General features: G+C 33.3%; 22 protein-coding genes. 1 reads left to right on the top strand and 21 read right to left on the bottom strand.

Translation table 11 applies throughout. The annotated features are described in order from the left end of the window. From HMPREF0446_RS02200 to HMPREF0446_RS02100, 21 genes are all read right to left on the bottom strand, one after another. Positions 1-3961 (bottom strand): sialic acid-binding adhesin (locus tag HMPREF0446_RS02200; RefSeq protein WP_020991284.1); only part of this gene is annotated, 3961 nt, incomplete at its 3' end. A gap of 319 nt (positions 3962-4280) precedes the next feature. Then, the gene (gene rpmF / locus HMPREF0446_RS02195) at positions 4281-4460 is read right to left on the bottom strand and encodes a 50S ribosomal protein L32 (RefSeq protein ID WP_006703042.1); all 180 of its coding nucleotides are present in this window, start codon (positions 4458-4460) and stop codon (positions 4281-4283) included. A gap of 42 nt (positions 4461-4502) precedes the next feature. After that, entirely contained in the window at positions 4503-5057 is a 555-nt protein-coding gene (locus HMPREF0446_RS02190) for a YceD family protein (RefSeq protein ID WP_006703043.1), read from the bottom strand. Positions 5058-5195: 138 nt separating this feature from the next. Next, positions 5196-6500 carry a C39 family peptidase gene (locus tag HMPREF0446_RS08100; RefSeq protein WP_006703044.1) on the bottom strand — a complete coding sequence of 435 codons (1305 nt, stop codon included), beginning with the start codon at positions 6498-6500 and terminating at the stop codon, positions 5196-5198. 24 nt (positions 6501-6524) lie between these two features. Continuing rightward, positions 6525-7700 (bottom strand): nucleotidyltransferase, encoded by a 1176-nt coding sequence (locus HMPREF0446_RS02180; RefSeq protein ID WP_006703045.1) that lies wholly within the window; start codon positions 7698-7700, stop codon positions 6525-6527. 8 nt (positions 7701-7708) lie between these two features. Further along, positions 7709-8464, bottom strand: a complete 756-nt coding sequence (locus tag HMPREF0446_RS02175) for a class I SAM-dependent DNA methyltransferase (RefSeq protein WP_006703046.1) — start codon at positions 8462-8464, stop codon at positions 7709-7711. Beyond that, positions 8461-8823 carry a ribosome silencing factor gene (gene rsfS / locus HMPREF0446_RS02170; protein ID WP_006703047.1) on the bottom strand — a complete coding sequence of 121 codons (363 nt, stop codon included), beginning with the start codon at positions 8821-8823 and terminating at the stop codon, positions 8461-8463. The genes HMPREF0446_RS02175 and rsfS overlap by 4 nt, the downstream gene beginning before the upstream one ends. Further along, a complete protein-coding gene (gene yqeK, locus HMPREF0446_RS02165; RefSeq protein WP_006703048.1) occupies positions 8820-9422 on the bottom strand; it encodes a bis(5'-nucleosyl)-tetraphosphatase (symmetrical) YqeK in 603 nt (200 codons plus the stop codon). The genes rsfS and yqeK overlap by 4 nt, the downstream gene beginning before the upstream one ends. Further along, positions 9419-10045 carry a nicotinate-nucleotide adenylyltransferase gene (locus HMPREF0446_RS02160; RefSeq protein WP_006703049.1) on the bottom strand — a complete coding sequence of 209 codons (627 nt, stop codon included), beginning with the start codon at positions 10043-10045 and terminating at the stop codon, positions 9419-9421. Before HMPREF0446_RS02160 ends, yqeK begins: the two co-directional genes overlap by 4 nt. Before the next feature lies 1 nt (position 10046). Then, complete coding sequence (gene yhbY, locus HMPREF0446_RS02155; RefSeq protein ID WP_006703050.1) at positions 10047-10373, bottom strand: ribosome assembly RNA-binding protein YhbY; 327 nt, start codon at positions 10371-10373, stop codon at positions 10047-10049. A 15-nt stretch (positions 10374-10388) separates the two neighbouring features. Beyond that, entirely contained in the window at positions 10389-11504 is a 1116-nt protein-coding gene (gene yqeH, locus HMPREF0446_RS02150) for a ribosome biogenesis GTPase YqeH (RefSeq protein WP_006703051.1), read from the bottom strand. Further along, positions 11497-12027: a YqeG family HAD IIIA-type phosphatase gene (locus HMPREF0446_RS02145; protein ID WP_006703052.1), complete on the bottom strand. Its 531-nt coding sequence runs from the start codon at positions 12025-12027 to the stop codon at positions 11497-11499. Before HMPREF0446_RS02145 ends, yqeH begins: the two co-directional genes overlap by 8 nt. A gap of 18 nt (positions 12028-12045) precedes the next feature. After that, positions 12046-12936: a homoserine kinase gene (thrB, locus tag HMPREF0446_RS02140; RefSeq protein ID WP_006703053.1), complete on the bottom strand. Its 891-nt coding sequence runs from the start codon at positions 12934-12936 to the stop codon at positions 12046-12048. Positions 12937-12938: 2 nt separating this feature from the next. After that, the gene (locus HMPREF0446_RS02135) at positions 12939-14159 is read right to left on the bottom strand and encodes a homoserine dehydrogenase (protein ID WP_020991283.1); all 1221 of its coding nucleotides are present in this window, start codon (positions 14157-14159) and stop codon (positions 12939-12941) included. An 84-nt stretch (positions 14160-14243) separates the two neighbouring features. Continuing rightward, on the bottom strand, positions 14244-14474 hold the full coding sequence (locus HMPREF0446_RS02130; RefSeq protein ID WP_006703055.1) for a YkuJ family protein: 231 nt from the start codon (positions 14472-14474) through the stop codon (positions 14244-14246). Positions 14475-14573: 99 nt separating this feature from the next. Then, complete coding sequence (locus HMPREF0446_RS02125; RefSeq protein ID WP_006703056.1) at positions 14574-15446, bottom strand: NAD(P)-dependent oxidoreductase; 873 nt, start codon at positions 15444-15446, stop codon at positions 14574-14576. Beyond that, complete coding sequence (locus HMPREF0446_RS02120; RefSeq protein WP_006703057.1) at positions 15443-16666, bottom strand: glycosyltransferase family 4 protein; 1224 nt, start codon at positions 16664-16666, stop codon at positions 15443-15445. The genes HMPREF0446_RS02125 and HMPREF0446_RS02120 overlap by 4 nt, the downstream gene beginning before the upstream one ends. A 599-nt stretch (positions 16667-17265) precedes the next feature. Beyond that, a complete protein-coding gene (locus HMPREF0446_RS02115) occupies positions 17266-17487 on the bottom strand; it encodes a DUF1648 domain-containing protein (protein ID WP_006703059.1) in 222 nt (73 codons plus the stop codon). A 19-nt stretch (positions 17488-17506) separates the two neighbouring features. Continuing rightward, positions 17507-19066 carry a hypothetical protein gene (locus tag HMPREF0446_RS02110; RefSeq protein ID WP_006703060.1) on the bottom strand — a complete coding sequence of 520 codons (1560 nt, stop codon included), beginning with the start codon at positions 19064-19066 and terminating at the stop codon, positions 17507-17509. Then, complete coding sequence (locus HMPREF0446_RS02105; protein WP_006703061.1) at positions 19041-19769, bottom strand: ABC transporter ATP-binding protein; 729 nt, start codon at positions 19767-19769, stop codon at positions 19041-19043. The genes HMPREF0446_RS02110 and HMPREF0446_RS02105 overlap by 26 nt, the downstream gene beginning before the upstream one ends. 109 nt (positions 19770-19878) lie before the next feature. Further along, positions 19879-20496: a TetR/AcrR family transcriptional regulator gene (locus tag HMPREF0446_RS02100; RefSeq protein WP_006703062.1), complete on the bottom strand. Its 618-nt coding sequence runs from the start codon at positions 20494-20496 to the stop codon at positions 19879-19881. A gap of 398 nt (positions 20497-20894) precedes the next feature. Here HMPREF0446_RS02100 and HMPREF0446_RS08540 point away from each other — a divergent pair. Beyond that, positions 20895-21135: IS110 family transposase (locus HMPREF0446_RS08540; protein ID WP_020991282.1), on the top strand; the 241-nt coding region annotated here is incomplete at its 3' end.

The following is a 21135-nucleotide window of genomic DNA, read 5'->3' as shown; positions in this document are numbered from 1 at the left end:
CTGGCTTAGCTACTGGTGTTGGATTTACTGCATCTACACTTGTTGCTCCATCATTTTTAGCTTGCGTTACTGCATCATTTGTTGTCGCGTTGTCGATTGCTTGTTTAGCTGCATCAGCTTTAGCTTTCGCATCTTCCTTAGCTTTTGCTTTTTCTTCAGCTGTTAAGTCGTTGTTCGCATCAATCGCATCGTTCTTAGCTTTCAATGCATCATCGATTGCTTTCTTAGCTGCTGGCTTAGCTTGTGCTGTTGGATTTACTGAGTCTACACTCGTTGCTCCATCAGTCTTAGCCTGCGTTACTGCATCATTTGTTGTTGCGTTGTCGATTGCTTGTTTGGCTGCATCGGCTTTGGCTTTCGCTTCTTCCTTAGCTTTTGCTTTTTCTTCAGCTGTTAAGTCATTGTTTGCATCGATCGCATCGTTCTTAGCTTTTAACGCATCATCGATTGCTTTCTTAGCTGCTGGTTTTGCTTCTGCCGTTGGATTTACTGAGTCTACACTCGTTGCTCCATCTGTCTTAGCTTGTGTTACTGCATCATTTGTTCTTGCAGTATCTATCGCTGTTTTCGCTGCATCAGCTTTAGCTTTCGCATCTTCCTTAGCTTTTGCTTTTTCTTCAGCTGTTAAGTCATTGTTTGCATCAATCTCATCGTCCTTAGCTTTTAATGCATCGTCGATTGCTTTCTTAGCTGCTGGTTTTGCTTCTGCCGTTGGATTTACTGAGTCTACACTTGTTGCTCCATCATTTTTAGCTTGCGTTACTGCATCATTTGTTGTCGCGTTATCGATTGCTTGTTTGGCTGCATCGGCTTTCGCTTTCGCGTCAGCTTTCGCTGCAGTTTTCTCTTCATCTGTTAAGTCTGTACGTGCGTCGATCGCATCGTTCTTAGCTTTCAATGCATCATCGATTGCTTTCTTAGCTTCTGGCTTCGCTTGTGCTGTTGGATTTACTGAGTTTACACTCGTTGCTCCATCAGTCTTAGCTTTTTCTACCGCTGCGTTCGTTGTTGCATTGTCAATCGCTTGCTTCGCTGCATCAGCTTTCGCTTTTGCTGATTCCTTAGCTTTTGCTTTCTCTTCATCTGTTAAGTCATTGTTTGCGTCAATCGCTGCTTCCTTAGCTTTCAATGCATCATCAACTGCGTTTTTTGCATCAGTTTTCTTTTGACTAGCTTGTGGATTAACGCTTTCCACATCATCAACACCTGATGTTTTAGCACTGTCTACAGTTGCATTTGTTGTTGCATTATCGATTGCTGCTTTTGCTGCAGTTGCTCTTGCTTGTGCATCTGCTTTTGCCGCCTTTTTCTCTTCATCTGTTAAGTCGGCACGACCGTCAAGTTGAGCTTCTTTTGCTTTAAGAGCTTCGTCTATTGCGTTCTTTGCAGTTGGTTTTGCCGTTGCTGTTGGCGTTACTGAACTTACACTCGTTGTTCCTGCAGTTTTAGCTGAGTCTACAGCTGAGTTTGTTGTCGCATTATCGATAGCTGCTTTCGCTGCAGTCGCTTTTGCCTGTGCATCTGCTTTTGCTGCATTCTTTTCTTCAGTCGTTAAGGCATTATTCGCATCAATTGCTGCTTCTTTCTCTCTTAAAGCTGTATCGATAGCTGCTTTCGCTGTATCTTTCTTCGTTACTACAGGATTATCATTGCTAATAGCAGTTGTTCCTGATGTTTTTGCATTATCTAATGCTGTTTTTGTCGTTACCGAGTTATTATTAATCGCTGTTAAAGTTTTCGTCTTATCGGCATTAACTTTTTGGATTGCAGCCTCTTTTTCTTCTGCAGTTGCATTTGTATTAGCATTAATCTCTGCAATTTTATCTTCAGCAGCTTTGTTAACTGCATCAATAGCAGGTTGCTTATTCAAACTTGTAAACTCTGATAAAGGTTTTGTATCAGTTGAACCATCTTTATAGGTCACAACAAGATTTCCATTTGAATCCTTTGTAATCGTAGAAATTCTTGTTGCTTGATTATCTACTAATTGTCCACTTTTACTAGTGAAGTTCGCATCATTATTTGTCTGTGAATATTCAATTTTCACTTTTTCTTTAATTTTTTCGAACTCTTCAGCAGTTACATTCGTAGGATCTAGTACACTAACAGTTCCTTCGGGCGACTTAATATCATATTTTGATGTTTGATTTTTTACAACAAATTCTACATAACCTTCAATTTTTTGGCGTTCTGCTGGATTTGTAGTTGCATTGATTCTTCCATCAAAAGGTGCACTTTCTCCATTATTATCATCTTTAGCAACGATTATACTTGTCCACTTCTGTCCATCTTTTAAGTTCGTAGTTCCTGTCATTTTAATCGTTGCAGTTTTCTTATCATCTGAAACAGAACCTTCTCCACTTGATAGAGCACTATCTGTTACTTTTCCAACTGCTAAACCATAACTAGTTGCATTATTATAGTTAATATCACCAGGGCCACGAAGTTTTAGGTCTTTAAGTTTAGATTCATCCGTTGCTGTAAATGTTAAATCTGTTTCTTCTCCAGAATAAATATAAACATTTTTGTTAGCTGTATCTGAATAAGGTACTGTTACTGTTGGAGGGGTATTTTTTTGTACAATTTCACCCACAGGTTTTGTCTTTGTAGAACCGTCTGTGAATGTCACGACAATATTATTTCCAACAATATTTACTGACTGAATAACATCCTCAGGATGTTCTACTAAAGTTCCACGTTTATCAGCTAACCTTGCATCTTCGTTTGTTGTTGAGTATTCTAATTGAATACTATCTTTAATTTTCTTTAAATCTTCTGCAGTTGGATTTGTTAAACTAGTTACAGAAATTTTTTCATCCGTAGGTTGAGATCTTAATGCATATTTTTTTGATTGAGCTTTTAGTACTAAGTAAAAGTATCCTGGATCTGCGATACTATCCCCTTTTTTAAGATTTTCTCTACCTTGGTCATCAACTACCTGAACATAACGAGTACCAATATTTAATGTTTGGGTTTCTTGCTTTGTATAATCTCTATGTTTTTTCAACACATCATTTGGACGTCCCGTAATGACAATTTTTGCCGGATTCGCTTGACTAGCATCCGATGTTACTCCTGCTGTTTCCGCACGATTAATTACTCTAGCTGTAAATCCAAATTCAACATCTAAGTCATTATCCGTACCTGCAACATTAGGAAATCTTTGTCTAGATCCTTTCTTAATTGTTGCATAACGAATCTTTCCAGTTTCAGAATATACTGGAATTTCTAATGAAAAATGTTCTTCATTATAGATATAGATCTTTTTCTCATTTGGAATAGAAAAATTAAATTCTACCTTTGGATCTTGATTCACAGCTGCACGGAAAGTAGTATCTTTTTGAATTTCACTTCCATTACGTGGATCGTTTGCACCCGTGTTTTCAATCGCATTAGATTCTGATTTTTTCTCTGTATTCTCTGCTTTAATTCCAACTGTTTCTTTACCTTCTGTGGTATCTTTAACAGGTGTTTCTTTTTTCTCTACAGCTTTATTACGTAATTTTGCATTGACTGTCGTAATTAACTGAGCATAAGCACTCTCTACTTCAGAAATAGTATTTGAAGATTTTGCATTATTCGCTAAAGATAAAGATTCTCGTACTAATTGAATACTTTCTTCTGTCTTATTCGAATATACTCCTTGTGCTAATTTCGATTCAATTTCTTGAATATAGTTTTGTAATTTTCCTTTTACATTAGTTAATTGTTTATTCTCATTTTCTGAGTTTTTCTTTTCATCTGATTGTTTTTCTTCTTTTTTTGTTGATATTTCATCAACATTTACTTTTGTTACTGAAGTTGATTTTTCTTGAATTGCTACTTCATTTGCAGCAACTGCCCCATTTCCCATAAATAATAAATAGCTGGCGATTGCTACTGAAGCAGCACCAAAACTATATTTTCTTATAGAAAATTTTTGAATTTTGTTATAATTATTTTTTAAATTTCTCTTATACATATTGGCTCCTTCTTAATCTAGATATTCCCATATATAATAGCATATTTTATCAATTACAACAAACACTACGTTTAAACTTTTCACAAAAAGATTATTTATAAAACAATATTTTATCATATGATTTTCACAAATGTAGAAATATGACATTTTCATTAAATAATCATATTTAATATTGCAAAATTATTATTTTTTTCATTTTATCCATGATTATTTTTATACACTATAAAAAAGTCGTTTACGAAAAATTTTTTCTTCCGTAAACGACTCGTTTTTATAAAAAAATAAACCTACACATAAAGTGTAGGCTTGATTGTTAAAATTATGCTTCTTGAGAAACAACTTCTTTTCCATCGTATTGTCCACATGATGGGCAAACATGGTGGCTTTTTCTTAATGAACCACAGTTAGGGCATGCGTTTAACCCTGGTACTTCTAATTTGAAGTGAGTACGACGTTTAGCTTTTCTAGCTTTTGATGTTTTACGTTTTGGTACTGCCATTTTGTACACCTCCTAATCAATCTTCTTTACATAAAATGCTTTTTACTTTTCAGTCTCATCGGAATCGAAGAAAGACTGTAGAGCCGCTAACCTTGGATCAATTTGTTGTTCTTTTGCAACTGTACGTCTTAAAGACAACTCATCTTGAGAAATCACTTCCCAATCTTGACCACTTGGCATTCGGTCTTCACTCAATTCCTCTGGCGATAAGACTTGTAAAGGAATTGAAAGTAAAATATGATCTTCCACAGCAGGTTGTAAATCTATCCAATCAGTTTCTAACGGAATGACAATTTCTGTTAATTCCTGTTCTTCAAATGAAGTTCCTTTTGGAATATATCGTTCAACAATTTCTATTGACAATGGCACAACCACTGGCTCTAGAGACCTGGATGAAGGAAGTGTGATATCGACAGCACAAGTAAATTGCGCAATGACTGTTTCATTTTGATACACAAGAAAACCTTTTGCTAATGCAGGAGAAACCTCTAAAATCGTATCGTCACGACTCTTTAAGTTATCTTCTACTTGCATTTCCTCTTCAAAATAAACAGGCATTCCTTGAGAATTTTCAAGTTGTTTTAATGATATTTTCACATTTTTCACCCCTAAAGCAACATAGAGAATTATACTAAGGAATCTCTTGTTTGTCAATGTTTTCTACTTGACAATTGTATATTTCTCCATCATTTTATTTTATAAACTGATTCTACAGATTTCTGACAAAGATTGCAATCATTTTTTAGCAGTAACTTTTTCTACAACCATAAATGGTCCACCTAATTCAATATCTCCTTCATCGTAACTTCTTTGATTCCAAAGGTTATCGATATCAAACCATCTACTATTCCCATCACTTTCAGGGTCTCTCACAAATGTTTTTCCATCTTGGTATCCACTTAATACAATAGCATGAGCGCCCCCAGATACTTTTACAAAATGTCCGGGTCCAACACAAGCTAAAATTGTTTTTCCTTCAATTAATGCTTGTTTAACAGCTGCTTTTGTATTGATCACTTTATAATCAAATCCCCATGCTTTCAATGCTGCAGCTGAACCTTTTGCTCTAGTTCCTACATAACCATTAGTATTCATAGATTCAGTATTTTCACTAATCCAACGTGCTACTTCAATCGGAGTTGAATTCTCACCAAATCCATTGAAAATCATTGAAAGTGATGTCGGTACGCATCCTGAAACAGCCATTGTAATACCTCTTAATAATTCAGAACCCCACCTATAATCTCTTTGGAAGTACCATGGAGTGTTTAATGGTTTAACATACTCAATCCATTTTCCATTTTCATCTACGTAATATTTTTCCGAATCAACCCATTCTTTTGTTGCCATTTTTCCATCAGCATTCAAGTAATAGTTACCTTTCCACTGAGAACGAGCATAACTTCCACCATTATTTAAATAATACCATGATTGGTAATTTGGATCATAAATCCATTCAGCGTCCGCCATTTTACCGTATTGTTTTAAAAAATAGTCTCCAACCCATGTTGCATTCGCATAGGCACCACTTTTAGTTAAATAATACCATCCTTTATAAAATGAATCATACAACCATTGATTAGAAAGCATTTTTCCATCCTGACCTAGGTAATAATCTCCAACCCATGCATTTTTAACGACTTCTCCAGTTTCAGAAAGATAATACCAAGTACCTTCTTGTTCGTTATAAATCCATTCTTTTGTCACAAGATTATTAATTTTATAATACTTACCTTCTTTTAATGCAATATTTTTTCCAACGACTAATTTTTCTTTTGGTACTTGAACAGTTTTTTCTACTTGTTCTTTCGTTGTTTTAGTTTCTTTTATTTCAGCTTTAAGTTCTTTAGTTTCTTCTTTAACTTCTTTATATTGTGGAATTTCTTTTGTTAATCTATTTTCTCCCACATCTTGTAAGTTTGCTGGTTTTTCTTCAATGGTTGTTAACTTGTTAGTTCCAACATTTTTTGCCTCTTCAGCAAACACACTTGTAACTGGAAGTAGTCCTAATCCTAATAATGTCATTACCTTTTTCTTCACTCACTTCTTTCCTTTCTTTATATTTTATTTTATCTCCGGCTTAAACTGCTGAGCAGATTTATAATTAGACGGGTTCATTATATCATATATGTTATCAAAATTCTTTTGTGTTTCTATAGATGAATCTGCATAATTTGTAATAAATTCTGTTTTTTCTTCTCGTAAAGTTTTTAAATATTCTCTTCCTCTTTCATTAAATCCTAAAACAGTCACTTTATTCGGTTTTCGGATACTTTCAAAATACTTTTCCACTTGTTTCTTTGTAATTCCTAATAACACATATAAGCATAAGCGTTGTAATCTTGCCCAAGTCCAACGTTTATTTTTCAATAATTGAATAAAATTATAAAAAGAATTTGCTTGAGGTAAGATTTTTTTTAAGCGATATTCAATCCCTTCATCCATTTGATAGATATTTCTTAATTCTTCCACACTACTTCTCTCTAATTGATACTTCAATAATAACCAATATTGTTCCCAATGGTTACGGTATGCAACTGAAGAAATTTCTTCTAAATAAGATAATTGAGCATATAGATTTGGATTTCTTTCAGGCTTTAATAGTTGCTTCCGTAATGCAGTTCCACTAGCAAACTGTTCATCTTGGATTTTCGCATCTAGATGCCCGTTTCCCTTTCTTTCAATCGTTAAGAATTTCATTGGTACATTTCTCGAAAAAATTTCTTTTACATAGGCAAACCCTAATTGTTGATTCGGTTGTTGCATTAAACGATATAACGGACTGTTTTGTCCAAAACTCTCTTTTGCAATGAGTGTAAGTCGACTGGCATAAGTGAGAGATTTCATATCGTCATTCGTGACATCTTCTTTTATTCTTGCTTGCAATGTAATCCATTCTTCAAATGCTACTTGATAATCAATTCGTATATCTTCTACTCCAAAAGCAATTTCATGACATTTAGCAGCATGCAAAATACCAACGCCCCCAGCTGCAAACCAATCAGTGGCTTGTGTGCTTGAAAGTGTTGGTAATTCTAATATTAAATCCGCCCCATTTTCTAGAGCCATTTTTGCACGATGCCATTTATTCTCAATGGCTGGTTCTCCTCTTTGAACGAAATTCCCGCTCATCGCAACAACAATAACATCTGCATCTGTTTGCTTTCTAATTTGTTCGATTTGATAATGATGACCTTTATGAAATGGATTATATTCTGCAATAATTCCACAAGCTTTCATGTAATTCCTCATTTCAATGCAATAAAAAACCAACGTGGAGAAATTTCTTCCACTTCTGATTCACCAAAATTGGCTTTTATCCATACTTTTTTAAATCCTACCATTTCAAGTGCTTCTTGATACCATTCCATAGGGAAAGTTTGTTCAACATGCACTTCTTGAAAATGCTCAAATAATGCTTTACTCGTCTGAGATTCATCACGAACAAACATATCGATGACATGTTCTACACTTCCAGGTTCCTCTAATTCATAACTTTGCCATAAAAACGCTAAATTTTCACTCGTATAATGATATTGATATCCTGGAAATACTTCTTGCATTTGATAAAGAGAATGCACATCAAATAAAAACAATCCATCCTCTTCTAAATGATCGTAAACAGATTTAAATACTTTGATTGTATCTTCAAACTCTGTTAAATAACAAAGTGAATCAGAATATAATGTAATCGCGTCAAAAGTCTCTAATCCTTTTAAATCACGCATATCTTTTTGAACCCAATCAATCGAAGGATAATCTTGTTGATATTTTTCTTTGGCAATATCTAACATTTCGCTAGATAAATCAACTCCAGTCACTTGATATCCTGCCTCTGTTAGTAAAGTCGAAACTTCACCCGTTCCACAAGCTAATTCCATGACTTTTTGAATATTTCGACTCGTATACGTTTTAAAAGAATCTTTTGTAAATTTCACCCATAATTGGTATTGTTCATGATCCATTACTTCATCATAAACATGTGCAAAGATTTGATAGGTCATTCTTTTTCACTCGCAATATTAACGATTGGTGCGTCATTCCATAATTTTTCTAAATTATAATATTCACGGTCTTCATAGTAAAATACATGTACAATGACATCATTTAAGTCCATTAAAATCCAACGTGCGTTGTCTTTTCCTTCGATGCTTTTCACTTCAAAGCCTTCTTTATGTACTTCTTCTTCAATAGCATCGACAATTGCTTGTACTTGTTTTTCATTTTTCCCATGAGTAATAACAAAGTAATCTGCCACAGGTGTTAAGTGTCCCACTTCTAGTGCAACGATTTCTTGTGCTAATTTATCATCTGCTGCTTTTAATACTACATCTAATAATTGTTTACTACGATTTTCTGTCATACGTTTCCTCTTTCTATTACTAAATAATTATAAACTTCTAATGTTCCAGGATAAATATACACTTCTTTTTCAATTAAATACTGCAAAGTATGTCTCACTAAATATCGAACTGCTTCATCAATATTGTGACTAGCAATTTGTCTTGCTTCTTCTACTCCTGGATAATTTCTTCCATCTTCAATGGCATCTGCTACAAATAAACATTTGGATAATAGAGTCATTTTTGTTCCACCAATCGTATGTTCACGAATAGCGTCTAAAATTTCTTCATCTTGTATATCTAATTCATCTTTTAAAATCTCTGCACCTACTGGTCCATGTAAAATTTCAGAAGATTGATTTTTAAGTTGTTCTGACAACTGTTTTTTGACCACTAATTCTTGTAATTCTTCTAAGGGTCTTTCTTTTGCATAATCGTGAATTAACGCTGCTAAAGAAGCTTTTGTAGCATCTGCTCCATATAATGTTGCTAATTCAATGATTTTCTTTTCCACTCTTAAACAATGTTCAAATCTTCTTTGACTCATTTGAGAGCGAACTTGATGTAAAATTTTTTCACGACTCAAAGAAGAATACGGAGAAAAATCTAAAACTGTCATTCTTGATACAGTCCTTTCTCAAAAATATATTCTTCTACACTTTCTGGAACAAGGTAACGAATACTTTGTCCCCATAACACATTTTTACGAATTTGTGTTGAACTAATTTCCATTTGAGGCGCTTCAATCCATAATACTGGATATGGAGTTTCTTTTGGATAACCTGGACGACAAACTCCTACAAATTGAACTTCATGTACTAATTCATCAATTCGATGCCAAGTTGGTAAATAATCCACCATATCACCACCGATAATAAAGTAATAATCTATATCTGGATTCTTTTCTTTTAATAGTTGAATCGTATCAAAACTATAGCTTTTTTCAGTACGTTCTAATTCAATCGTTTCAAGTTCAAAATGATAATTATCTCGTATCGCTAATTGTGTCATTTCTACTCGATAATTAGCATCAATCGTCTTCTTTTCATCTACATGAGGTGGAATATGGCTCGGCATAAAATAGATTTTGTCCAAATTCAACTGAACTCTAGCTTGCTCTGCCATAATTAAATGTGCCACATGAGGTGGATTAAAACTTCCTCCTAAAATTCCAACACGCTTTTGTTTTCCACTAAAATCATTTTGTTTCACTTTTGGACAAAGCTTGATGGATTGCATCATATTATCGCCCTCTTTTTACAAATTCTGCAAATCGAATCGAAATATCACGATTTTTTGGATTTCTAGCTTGTTTATACAATACAATCGTATGTCCAATGACTTGAATAATCGTGCTGCCTGTTTGTTCTGCTAATACTTCAGCAGCTTCTTGAGGTTCTTCCATTGTATTTTGTAATAAACTAACTTTAATTAATTCACGTTTTTCAATCGCAAATTGGATTTGTTGAATCATTTCTTCGCTTAAACCACCTTTTCCAATTTGAAAAATAGGTTTAATACTATGTGCTTCTTTTTTGAAAAATTGTCTTTCTTTTCCTTTTAATTCCAATCCAATCCCTCCTTCTTATATAATCGATGGACGTTTAATGACATCTACTTCTTTTGGACTCCAAATTTCAATCGTCCCTGGTTTTTGAATCGTTACCCAACCTAGACCAGCAATTACGATATCTGATTTTTCTTTTACTGAAAAGACTATCTTCTGTAGAGTTGGATATTGTTTCACATTATCTCCGGTAGGAGGTGTTAAAATCGTTCCATTGTGTCTTGCATAAAACTCATCTGCTTTTTCTAATTTTGTACGATGTAATTCAATTGTTTGTGGAGTATAAAATGTTAAGGAATTTCTTTCTCCTTTTGTATAATCCACTCGAACAAGTCCACCAATAAAAATCGTTTGTTCTGCATTTAATTGGAAAGTTTTTGGTTGTAATTCCTTTTGAGGTAATACTTTTTTCACTTCTTTTTCTGCTAAATAGTGTGCGATCTGATGACGGTGAATAATTCCCGGTGTATCAATTAAGCTTGATTTTTCATCAAATGGAATATAAATTTGTCCTAATGTAGTTCCTGGGAATTGAGAAGTTGTAATCACATCTTTTGTTCCACCAATACTTTGAATTAATTTATTAATTAAAGTAGATTTACCTACATTCGTTACCCCTACTACATAAGCATCTTTTCCCTGACGGTATTCATTTATTTTATCTAATAATTCGTCAATTTGAATACGTTTATTCGCACTCACTAAAATCGTATCGACTGGACGAATGCCATATTCTTTTGCAAAACGTTCAATCCAGTTTTTCAAACGATTACGATTCACTGATTTTGGATATAAATCCACTTTATTTGCAACAAATAATACTGGATTATTTCCAATAAAACGTTTCAACCCTGAAATCATACTGCCATATAAATCAAATAAATCGACCACATAAACAACTAGTGCATCTTCTTCTGCAATCGAAGATAACATTTTTAAGAAATCATCATCACTTAAAGAAGCAGATTGTAATTCATTATAATTTCTAAGTCTAAAACAACGTTGACAATAAACGGGTTCTTCTTTTTCTAACATTTTTGTCAATACACTTGTAGGAGTATAGCCGATTTCTTCATGATTTTCTGTTTGAATCGTTGCTCCACATCCCATACAAAAATAGTGGTTTTCAGTCATGGATTTTCTCCTCCCATTTCTCTGAGTAATTTTTTCCATATAATATCGTTAGGATTAAATTTTCAAAAAATCGATTGATTCTTGTTTTCTTAGCATCTGATAATTTTAAAGGTTTAACAAGGATCGTTTTAATCCCAAAAGTTCCCGCCCCTAAAATATCTGTCAATAACTGATCTCCAATCATCACAATTTCATCTTTTGTTGCAGTCGTTTGGCTCAATGCTTCTTTAAATCCTTTATGCAGTGGTTTTAGTCCTGGAAAAACGTACGGTACGCCTAATTGTTCAGCCACTCTTTCAATACGATTTTTACGATTATTAGATACTAATATGATTTCAATCTGATTTTCTTTTAATTGTTGAACCCATGTTTGTAATGTATCATTTGTATCTAATTCATCCCAATCCACTAATGTATTATCAATATCTGCAAAAATTGTTTTTATCGATTGTTTTTTTAAAAACTCAATGGAAATGGATAAATAATCTTTGATAAACCACGTTGGTGTTAGTTTAATGGACATATTTCTCCTCTATCTTTGTTATCTTTTTTCAACTCGAACGCCTAATTGATCGACGGTTAATACTTGAATATTATAGTTTCCTAATTCACTTGGTAAATGTTCTTGTAAATGCTCCACAATAGTTGTTGACTTATCTTTTGAAGATAACACCATCACAGTTGGACCTGCTCCACTTAAGTACGTACCAATCGCTTCTTTTTCTTTTGCAAGCTTACGTACCGGTGTTAAAAACGGAATTAATGTTTCACGATAAGGTTCATGGAATAAATCTTTTTCTACAATTCTAGAAACATTTTCCCAATCTTCTTGCCATAGTGCTGCAACTAATACATTCGAACGACTACTTGCTTGTACCGCTTTTGAATATAGAAATTCACTAGGAAGAACTTGTCTACTTGCTTTTGTAGATAATTCAAAATCTGGAATTAACGCAATCCCTTGAATATCAGATTGGATTTCTTTTTGTAAATAGTCAACTTCTTGACTTTCTTCATCATAAGTCGCAACGACTAATCCACCTAAAATAGCAGGAGCTACATTATCTGGATGGCCTTCTAATTTTGTTGCCCACTCAACTTTTTGTTGTGGAGTTAAGTTCAAATCCCCTAATTGATTTGCTAATTCAATTCCTGCAACAATCGCACTAGAGCTACTTCCTAATCCTCTTGTCATTGGAATGTCACTCTCACATACTAAATGGTGAGGTTGTAAGGTTGGACAAACTGCTAAAGCTGTCTCAATAATTAAATTCTCTTGATTGCTTGGTACGGCTTCTCCAAATGGATGTTTAATTTTCCATTCATTACTAGGTTCTACAACTCTTAATGTTAAATATAAACCAACTGCAATCCCAATGGAATCGAATCCTAATCCAATATTAGCAGTTGTTGCGGGTACAATAATTTTCATTTTTATGCCTCCAACACAGGATAGATTCTAACTGCTTCTACACCGTCTATTTGTTGATATGCGGAAACTTTTTCTTCTAACTCAGCTTCTGAAATTTGAGTAAATCTTGTTAATACTGCTTGATTTGGTAACACAACTCCATCAAACTCTTCTGGTTTACTTGTTTCAATTACAACAGCATAATCTTTCAATGGAGCTGTTGTTGTATGAACTTTCGTTGCTTCTGTCAATGGTTCAAACGGAACTACTTTTGCATTACGATTTTGTTGCGTTGCAATCATCATGACATCAGCTACCACACTTGTTGCAGTTGGATGTGAGCCTGCACCTTTTCCGTATAGTAAAATTTCTCCTAAAGCATCACCTGTTACAGAAATGGCATTATTTTCATAAGCAACTTGAGCTAACAAGTGGTTTAAACTTACAAAATAAGGACGTACTTCTAAGTATACTTCTTCACCATTTGCGACAACACTTGCCAATAATTTAATCGTATAGCCTGAAAGTTTAGCTAATTGTAAATCTGTTTTAGTCACTTGTGTAATACCTTTTTTAGGAATCGCATCGAATGAAACATTTGTTCCAAATGCTAATCTTGTTAAAATGATTAATTTATAAGTAGCATCATAACCTTCTACATCACTTGTTGGATCTGCTTCAGCAAATCCTTTTTCTTGAGCTGTTTTTAACACTTCTTCATAAGATAATCCTTGTTGGCTCATAGAAGTTAAAATAAAGTTTGTTGTTCCATTTACAATTCCGTAAATCGCTTCTACTTCATTATTTGAAACATGTTCTACTAAAGGACGTAGTACAGGAATTCCGCCCCCAACACTTGCTTCATAATATAAATACACATTATTTTCTCTAGCAATTTGAGATAATTCAACACCATGTTTTGCTAATAAATCTTTATTCGCTGTTACGACATGTTTTCCTGATTCTAAAGCTTTTTTTACACAATTAAAGGCAAAATCCACTCCACCTAAAACTTCTACAATAATAGAGATTTCTTCATCATTTAAAATATAGTCTACATCCGAAGTAAATGTAATGCCTGAAATTTTATCAGCAAATAGTTCTGGTTCTTTTACAAGAGCTTTTTCAATTTGTAATGAAACTCCTGTTTTCTTTTCAATTGATGCTTGATTTTTTGTTAAAATATGATAAACGCCACTTCCAACTGTTCCAAATCCTAATAAACCAATTTTTTCTACTTTCATCGTAATCCCCACTTTTTCTTTATGTATAAATATTGAAAAACCACAGCACACATTTTATAGGCGCCGTGGTTTATCACAAAGTCATTAATCTTGTAATAGTTCAAAAATTTCAATTGCGACTAAATCGATATCATCAAATTGGAATGTTTGTTTTGTCTCACAATCTTCTAACTCAAAGCTATCTGCTTCTTGATTAAATGTCACAACACATTTTTCAACACCATCTTTTTCAAAACGACGAATTTCAATATCCGTGCTTTGATCCGCCATTGTTTGTAGACGTTGCACAATTGCAACTAGTTGTGAAGGTTTCATGTTGCTTTACCCCTTTCAGCTTTCTTAATTTCTATTCTACCATAAAACTTTTTTAGATTATATGAAAATCCCTTTAAAAAACATACTTTTTTTATAAATTTATTCAGGAAGTGTCCAATATAAATGAATAAGAGCTTGAGTCCCTAAATCGCCGTAACCATCATCACAAACTGTTTCATATAATTTTCTTGCTTGTAAGGTGGCTGGTAAAAATAATCCCATTCTTTCAGATTCATCAATCGCAATTCGCAAGTCTTTTAAGAAATGTTTTGCAAAAAATCCCGGACTATAATCTTTCTTCAAAATTCTTGGCCCATAATTCGATAATGACCAGTTCGCTGCACTTCCTGCTCCAACTGTTTGAAGAACTTTGTCTAAATCTAATTCCGCAGCTTTTGCATAAACTAACATTTCAACTAAGCCTGTCATTGTTCCAGCAATCATAATTTGATTCGCCATTTTAGTATGTTGACCAGCTCCATTGGTTCCTTGTAACGTAATTGTTTTTGAAAAAGTCTCTAAAATTGGACGTACTTCTTCTAAAACAGACTCCTTACCACCAACCATTGTTGACAATGTTCCGTTCTTAGCTCCTAAATCACCACCAGAAACTGGAGCATCTAGCGCCTCACAAGAGAATTTTTCAGCTTCTTCTGCAATTTTCTTTGCTAAAGAAGGCGTACTTGTTGTTAAATCAATGAGTATCTTACCTGTTTCTATCCCTTGAAAAATTCCGTTTTCCCCAAAATAAACTTCCTCAACATCTGTTGGATAACCTACAATCGTTAATACAACATCGGATTGACTTGCAACTTCTTTTGGAGTATTTGCCCATATAGCGCCAGCATCGATAACTGTTTGTGCCTTTTCTTTTGTACGATTATAAACTGTAACTGGATAACCGGCATTTAATAAGTGCTTTACCATAGAAGAACCCATTACACCAGTTCCAATAAATCCTATTTTCTTCATTCTTCAGTCTCCTTATCATCATAGATTTTGAAGAAATTCATTTTTTCTAACCAAGTTTTTGTATTTTCTTTATCATGTTGATAATTACTAATCGCATCCTCATAAAATGCTTCTACTCTTTTAGCAAAAGTTACAGAAGAGATTTCTTCTAATAATTGATTTTGTAATTCTTCTACTTGATGAGAAGTTTGATTGTAACATTCTAAATAAGTTAACACGCTAGAAGCAATATCTTCATCTTTTTCAAACAACATTCCTAACTCAGGTTTTGTAATAAATTGTTGTAAATAATCATTTTTCTTCGCAATAACTGGTATTTTATTGACTAAAGCTTCTAAATAAGTTAATCCTTGACTTTCAGACTCAGAAGCATTCACGTATAAATCTGCCATTTGATAATATTGAGACACTTGATGATGCTCCACTTCACCTGCGAACTGTACATAAGGTGTAATCCCTAAACGTTCCACTTGTTTTTCAAGTTCTTCTTTTTCTGGCCCTCCACCAACAATACAACATTTCACAGTTGAATCTTTTTCTAAAATTGCAGGCATTGCATCTAAAATCACAGCAATATTTTTTTCTTTCGATAAACGGCTTAACGATAAAAGTACTTTATCCTCTTTTGTATACCCTAATTTCTCACGTAATTCTTCTGCAGCCTGTGGATTTAATTTTGGAATTTCAACACCTGTTGGAATAACACGAACTTCTTGAGTCACTCCATAAGATAATAACTTATCTTTGGTCATTTGACTTGGTGCAATCACTCCACGAGTTTGATTACAAAAGTTTTTAGAAATATATGCCACATGACTTGGTCTTAAAATTTTTCCATTCGCAATATAGTGTAAATATTTTTCATACATTGTATGGTATGTATGGATTGTTGGAATCCCAAGCATTGCTCCTAAAATTTTGCCAAGTAAGCCTAAACTAAATTCTGTTTGCGTATGAATAATATCTAATTCGTATTCTTGAGAAACTTTATAAGCTTCAATAAAGCCTTGAACAGCAATTCTTCTTTCTTTAAATGAAAACAATGGAATACTTCCCAAGCGAACGATATTCCACTCAGGCATCGTAGCATTTGGATCAGTTGTTGTAAAAATAATAACCGTATGACCGAGGCGTTCTAATTCTTCTTTCAACACTCGAACAGACGTAGCAACACCACTTACTTGAGGGAAATAGGTGTCGGTAAAAATCCCTACTCGCATAAGTTCCTCCTTAAATATCTCTATTTTTCTTTTTATTCGTTCTAATTCTTTCACACGTATCTCTATTATATACGATAGTCCAATATCTGTCACGAAGTACAAGAAAAATCGGTGTCAAACACAAGTGATAATGTCTCAATTAAACACAAGTAAAAAAAGGAGGACTTCTACACTTAGGCATACGAAGTCCTCCTTTTTATCAATAATCTAAATAGTCAGTATCTTTATCTTCTTCACACATAATTGATTTTTATTCATTTTTTAAGTTTCTATTCTATCAAATAGTTTGATAATCTCAGAATCCGAAAATCCTAAGGCATATAGTTTTTCAAACAATATTTTTGTTAGCCTGTTAAAATTCTGATTTCTTAACTCAATTATTTTCTTCTCACTTTCAATAACAAAAAATCCTTTACTTCCACGACTAACAATCAACCCCTGTTTTTCAAGAACTTTTAATGCTTTTCGGACGGTTGCAGGATTACATTCTTCCCTCTCTGCTTAAGTCCTTATGGGAGGCATCTGTTGTCCCAGTACATACTTACCTCTTAAAACAGTTGCTCTTATCATAGATGCTATTTGTAAATATGGATACATATTCACTTAACCTTTTTATTTTTCCTTCCTCGTATAAATTTCCAATAAGCAGAATACGGAATAACCGTAGCAAACAGAAGATAATATTTATTAGCAAACATATCTGCAACTCCTTTTGCATTGAAATGAACAGGAATTTTCTCTGGGAGAAATATGCAAATAATAAATATTACAACAATCATTAATATCAACACCAAGACATCTTTTAAAAGTCCATCTTTCATACCATTTTTCCTCCTTGAACTAAATAAAATTTAACTTGCTAACTTTTCTATAAACTTCGCTTGAAATAACAAGTAAAGTAATTGACATTATCTCCAAAACTGGTATTATCGAAAGATTTAAAAACCAATTAAGAAGAATGGGTGTAATGAGTGCAATTATCCCTACAAGTCCAGACACAATAACAGGCATGCTCTGCTTTACAACCATCATCTCGCTTTCCCATTCATAATTTGGATACTTTTTATTTAGGGAAATTCCTATCACTGTTATAAAAATCGAATAGCATATAGGAACAATTATTAAGTTAATAACTTGAATGAAGTTCATATCAAGTTTTAGCGTAAATGCAAACATGGAAATCATATACCCAATCAAATGAAGTGTAAGGTTTACAGCAATCTTGGAATTTAAGATCATTTTTACCTTAACAGGAGAGCTTTGCAAAATCCAAATATTTTTTCCTTCTAAAGATATCGCTGAAGCTGCCGGGCAACTGAGCAAGAGCATAGATGCAATAAATAATGGAGCAAAATTTGAGAGATATTCATTTATATTTTCTATTCCTGAAGACTCTCCTATTTGTTCTACCGAATTAAAAAGTAAAAATATACTAAAAACACATAAAAGTATTACACCGAGGCCTGCATTCAAGACCGCCATGTACGAGCTTAAAAAGCGTCCCATTTCGTTTTTATACAAGGCAAGAAATATCGTTTTTCTATTATAAGATGTTTTATTATCAGAATATCTTGATGTTGTTTTAGCAAGAGTATTAAGCAATCCATACTTCATCTCAACAATTTTTACAAATATATAAAAAACTGCTGTTGAAAAAGCAATAAATAATCCCATTCCAATATACATTGGAAAACTTGTGTGTTGCACGAATAACCCGGATATTGGGTACAGTGCTGTAATTTGCTTAGAAAGCATGATCTCAATGCTGTCTTCATTACCTGATTTCATAGCTGAGACTGCAATATATCCAATTATACCTATCATTACAAATGAAAAGATTAGAGCAATAACATTTTTCCTCTTAAAATAAGATGAAACAGCAACAACAATCATTCCCATACATGCTGCTATGCACATAGGTATCAATGGAACAAAAATCATGGAGGTAAAATACAATATAATCTGTAATACATTTAAGCTTCCGTTTAATACCCAAACAATGCCTCCCGGAAGCATAAACATGAATCCTATTAAAAAGTTCAATAAATACATAAACATAAACTTGCTACTTATAATGTCTGAGCATTTTAAAGGTAGCGATAAAAGCGTTTCTATATCACGACTACCAAATAAAATTCCATTAGAATAAAATATTGTCAAAAATAATATTGAAAAACTTGATACTGCAACCATATAAGCAGGTATCAATTCCTGCTGTCCAACTTGTACCAGTGTTTTGGCTGTCATAATATTATAGACACAGAAAAATATAGCAAGAGTTATTATTCCAAAACTTGCAATAACAACAGAGCTTTGCTTTTTATTTCTTGGCTCTCTAATTTCGTTGATTGGAAAAAAATTTATCAATTGGGCTCTAATTAGTATCCAAATTTTGCTCATTATCTTGTACCTCCATGAAAAAAGTTTCCAAAGTTTTATCACCTTTGACTTCTTCTGTATTTCCGCTTGCGATTAGCTTTCCATTTTTTATAATTGCAATTTTATTACATAATTTTTCTGCAACATCCAAAACATGTGTTGAAAAGAAAATAGCTCCTCCATCTGACACGCATTCGTGCATTACTTTCTTTAGTAGAAAAGCTGCTTTTGGATCAAGTCCTACAAAAGGTTCATCTAAAATTAGTAACTTTGGAGAATGAACCAGTGCAGAAATAATCACTGTTCGTTGCTTCATACCATGCGAATAAGAAGATATCATCCCCGAAAGATGCTTAGTCATTTCAAATAAATCACTATATTTTAGAATTCTTTCTCTGCGTATTTCAGTAGAAATTTCAAATAAATCTGCAATAAAATTAATGTACTGAAATCCCGTCATATGTTCATATAAGTCTGGATTATCCGGAATGTATGCCATTATTTTTTTACAAATAACAGGCTCGTCTTTAATGGAATACCCCTCAATCGTTATACTTCCATTCTCAAAATCATGAATCCCAAGTACGGCTTTTATTGTTGTAGTTTTTCCAGCTCCATTTGCACCAATGAATCCATAAATATCTCCAGACTGTACTGAAATGGATAGGTTATCAACAACTTTTTTGTCTCCATAAAATTTACTAAAATTATTTATCTCTAACATGCTTTTACCTCCATTGACAATTTGTCAGTTATTCTTTGAAATAATACCGATAGCTTTTTTAGCATTAGCTATCGGAACCTTATTATTTTTGCAAACATTCTATTCTTTTTTAATTACTAAAGAGTTTTTTTGTATTTAAGCTTTGTTCAAGCATTATCTTAAATGCGTTTAAATACTCATTGACAGACTCTTTTTTTGAATATCTTATACTTATGTTATTTGAAACAAAAACATAGGCTGTCATAAGAAATTCCGCTGTTTCAGACGGATATTTTACAAAAAATGTTTTTTCTGATATTCCTTGGTTTATTATCCTTTCAAAATATATTGTCAGTTTTTCAATAATCTTATGGGATAACTTATCTATCATATATCGATTTTCTTCAAGATCAACTGTTTTTTGTAACGCTGTTCCCTCTGCTGAAATATTTTCCGAAGATATAATTGTGGCATCTATAAAAGCTCTAATTTTTTCAATGGCGGTTTTATCTTCATCATAGACAATAACATGAATATCTTTCAATAATTTATCTGAATATTGTTCCACAAGACAATATAGGATATCTTCTTTATTCTTAAAGTGATAGTACAGCAAGCCTCTTGATATATTTACTTTGTCAACAATATCCTGAGTTGTTGTATTAGTATACCCTTGCTCTATAAAAAGTAGCATTGCAGCATCCATAATTTCAGCACGTCGTATTTCCGGTTCTTTCACATCTCGCATTTTATCCCTCCTATTTAAAGGATATTACGCAACTGACATTTTGTCAATTGCATTTTCTCATTTCTCTTGAATTTTGTCACGATGTACAAGAAAAATCGATTTTTAGAAAAAGACTTCCCATAGTAGCTTTAGTAATAAAAGCCACACTAGCTTTTATTACGGGAAAACGCCAAGACGGTTTCACCGTCTTACTCATGACAGAAACAAAATTTGGTATTATACTTACGTTAGAGAACAATACTAATCCGTTCGAATTATTGGGGAATTGTCGTTCCTGTCGGGAAAACTGGATGAACAGGGGTCATGAGAAAACTCGATTATGCTTAGAGCATGAAAATAAAATTACATTTTACCTCCTGTTCCATTGTTCTTTAACAAGTAGAATAGGAGGTTTTATTATGCAAGTAATGCACCCAATATGTTGTGGAATTGATGTACATCAAAAATCCATTGTTTGTTGTATTTTAGATGGTCCTCTAACTTCAAATGAACCTAAAAAATATCAAACAACCTTTGGTACCACAACTAAAGAATTAAAAGCAGCTCTTGATTGGATACTTGAACATCAAGTTACGCATGTTTTCTTCGAAAGCACAGGACAATATTGGATTCCTCTTTTCAATATCTTCTCAGATTCCG

The sequence above is a fragment of the Granulicatella elegans ATCC 700633 genome (assembly GCF_000162475.2).
GTDB lineage: Bacteria > Bacillota > Bacilli > Lactobacillales > Aerococcaceae > Granulicatella > Granulicatella elegans.
Note: the sequence above shows the minus strand (reverse complement) of the source record. Positions and strands in the feature narration are given on the sequence as shown.

Bases quoted from the DNA above. Each gene is read 5' to 3' on its own strand.
- rpmF (WP_006703042.1), bottom strand. From the start codon at position 4,460: ATGGCAGTACCAAAACGTAAAACATCAAAAGCTAGAAAAGCTAAACGT.
- HMPREF0446_RS02180 (WP_006703045.1), bottom strand. From the start codon at position 7,700: ATGAAAGCTTGTGGAATTATTGCAGAATATAATCCATTTCATAAAGGT.
- HMPREF0446_RS02175 (WP_006703046.1), bottom strand. From the start codon at position 8,464: ATGACCTATCAAATCTTTGCACATGTTTATGATGAAGTAATGGATCAT.
- rsfS (WP_006703047.1), bottom strand. From the start codon at position 8,823: ATGACAGAAAATCGTAGTAAACAATTATTAGATGTAGTATTAAAAGCA.
- yqeK (WP_006703048.1), bottom strand. From the start codon at position 9,422: ATGACAGTTTTAGATTTTTCTCCGTATTCTTCTTTGAGTCGTGAAAAA.
- HMPREF0446_RS02160 (WP_006703049.1), bottom strand. From the start codon at position 10,045: ATGATGCAATCCATCAAGCTTTGTCCAAAAGTGAAACAAAATGATTTT.
- yqeH (WP_006703051.1), bottom strand. From the start codon at position 11,504: ATGACTGAAAACCACTATTTTTGTATGGGATGTGGAGCAACGATTCAA.
- HMPREF0446_RS02145 (WP_006703052.1), bottom strand. From the start codon at position 12,027: ATGTCCATTAAACTAACACCAACGTGGTTTATCAAAGATTATTTATCC.
- thrB (WP_006703053.1), bottom strand. From the start codon at position 12,936: ATGAAAATTATTGTACCCGCAACAACTGCTAATATTGGATTAGGATTC.
- HMPREF0446_RS02135 (WP_020991283.1), bottom strand. From the start codon at position 14,159: ATGAAAGTAGAAAAAATTGGTTTATTAGGATTTGGAACAGTTGGAAGT.
- HMPREF0446_RS02130 (WP_006703055.1), bottom strand. From the start codon at position 14,474: ATGAAACCTTCACAACTAGTTGCAATTGTGCAACGTCTACAAACAATG.
- HMPREF0446_RS02125 (WP_006703056.1), bottom strand. From the start codon at position 15,446: ATGAAGAAAATAGGATTTATTGGAACTGGTGTAATGGGTTCTTCTATG.
- HMPREF0446_RS02120 (WP_006703057.1), bottom strand. From the start codon at position 16,666: ATGCGAGTAGGGATTTTTACCGACACCTATTTCCCTCAAGTAAGTGGT.
- HMPREF0446_RS02115 (WP_006703059.1), bottom strand. From the start codon at position 17,487: ATGAAAGATGGACTTTTAAAAGATGTCTTGGTGTTGATATTAATGATT.
- HMPREF0446_RS02110 (WP_006703060.1), bottom strand. From the start codon at position 19,066: ATGAGCAAAATTTGGATACTAATTAGAGCCCAATTGATAAATTTTTTT.
- HMPREF0446_RS02105 (WP_006703061.1), bottom strand. From the start codon at position 19,769: ATGTTAGAGATAAATAATTTTAGTAAATTTTATGGAGACAAAAAAGTT.
- HMPREF0446_RS02100 (WP_006703062.1), bottom strand. From the start codon at position 20,496: ATGCGAGATGTGAAAGAACCGGAAATACGACGTGCTGAAATTATGGAT.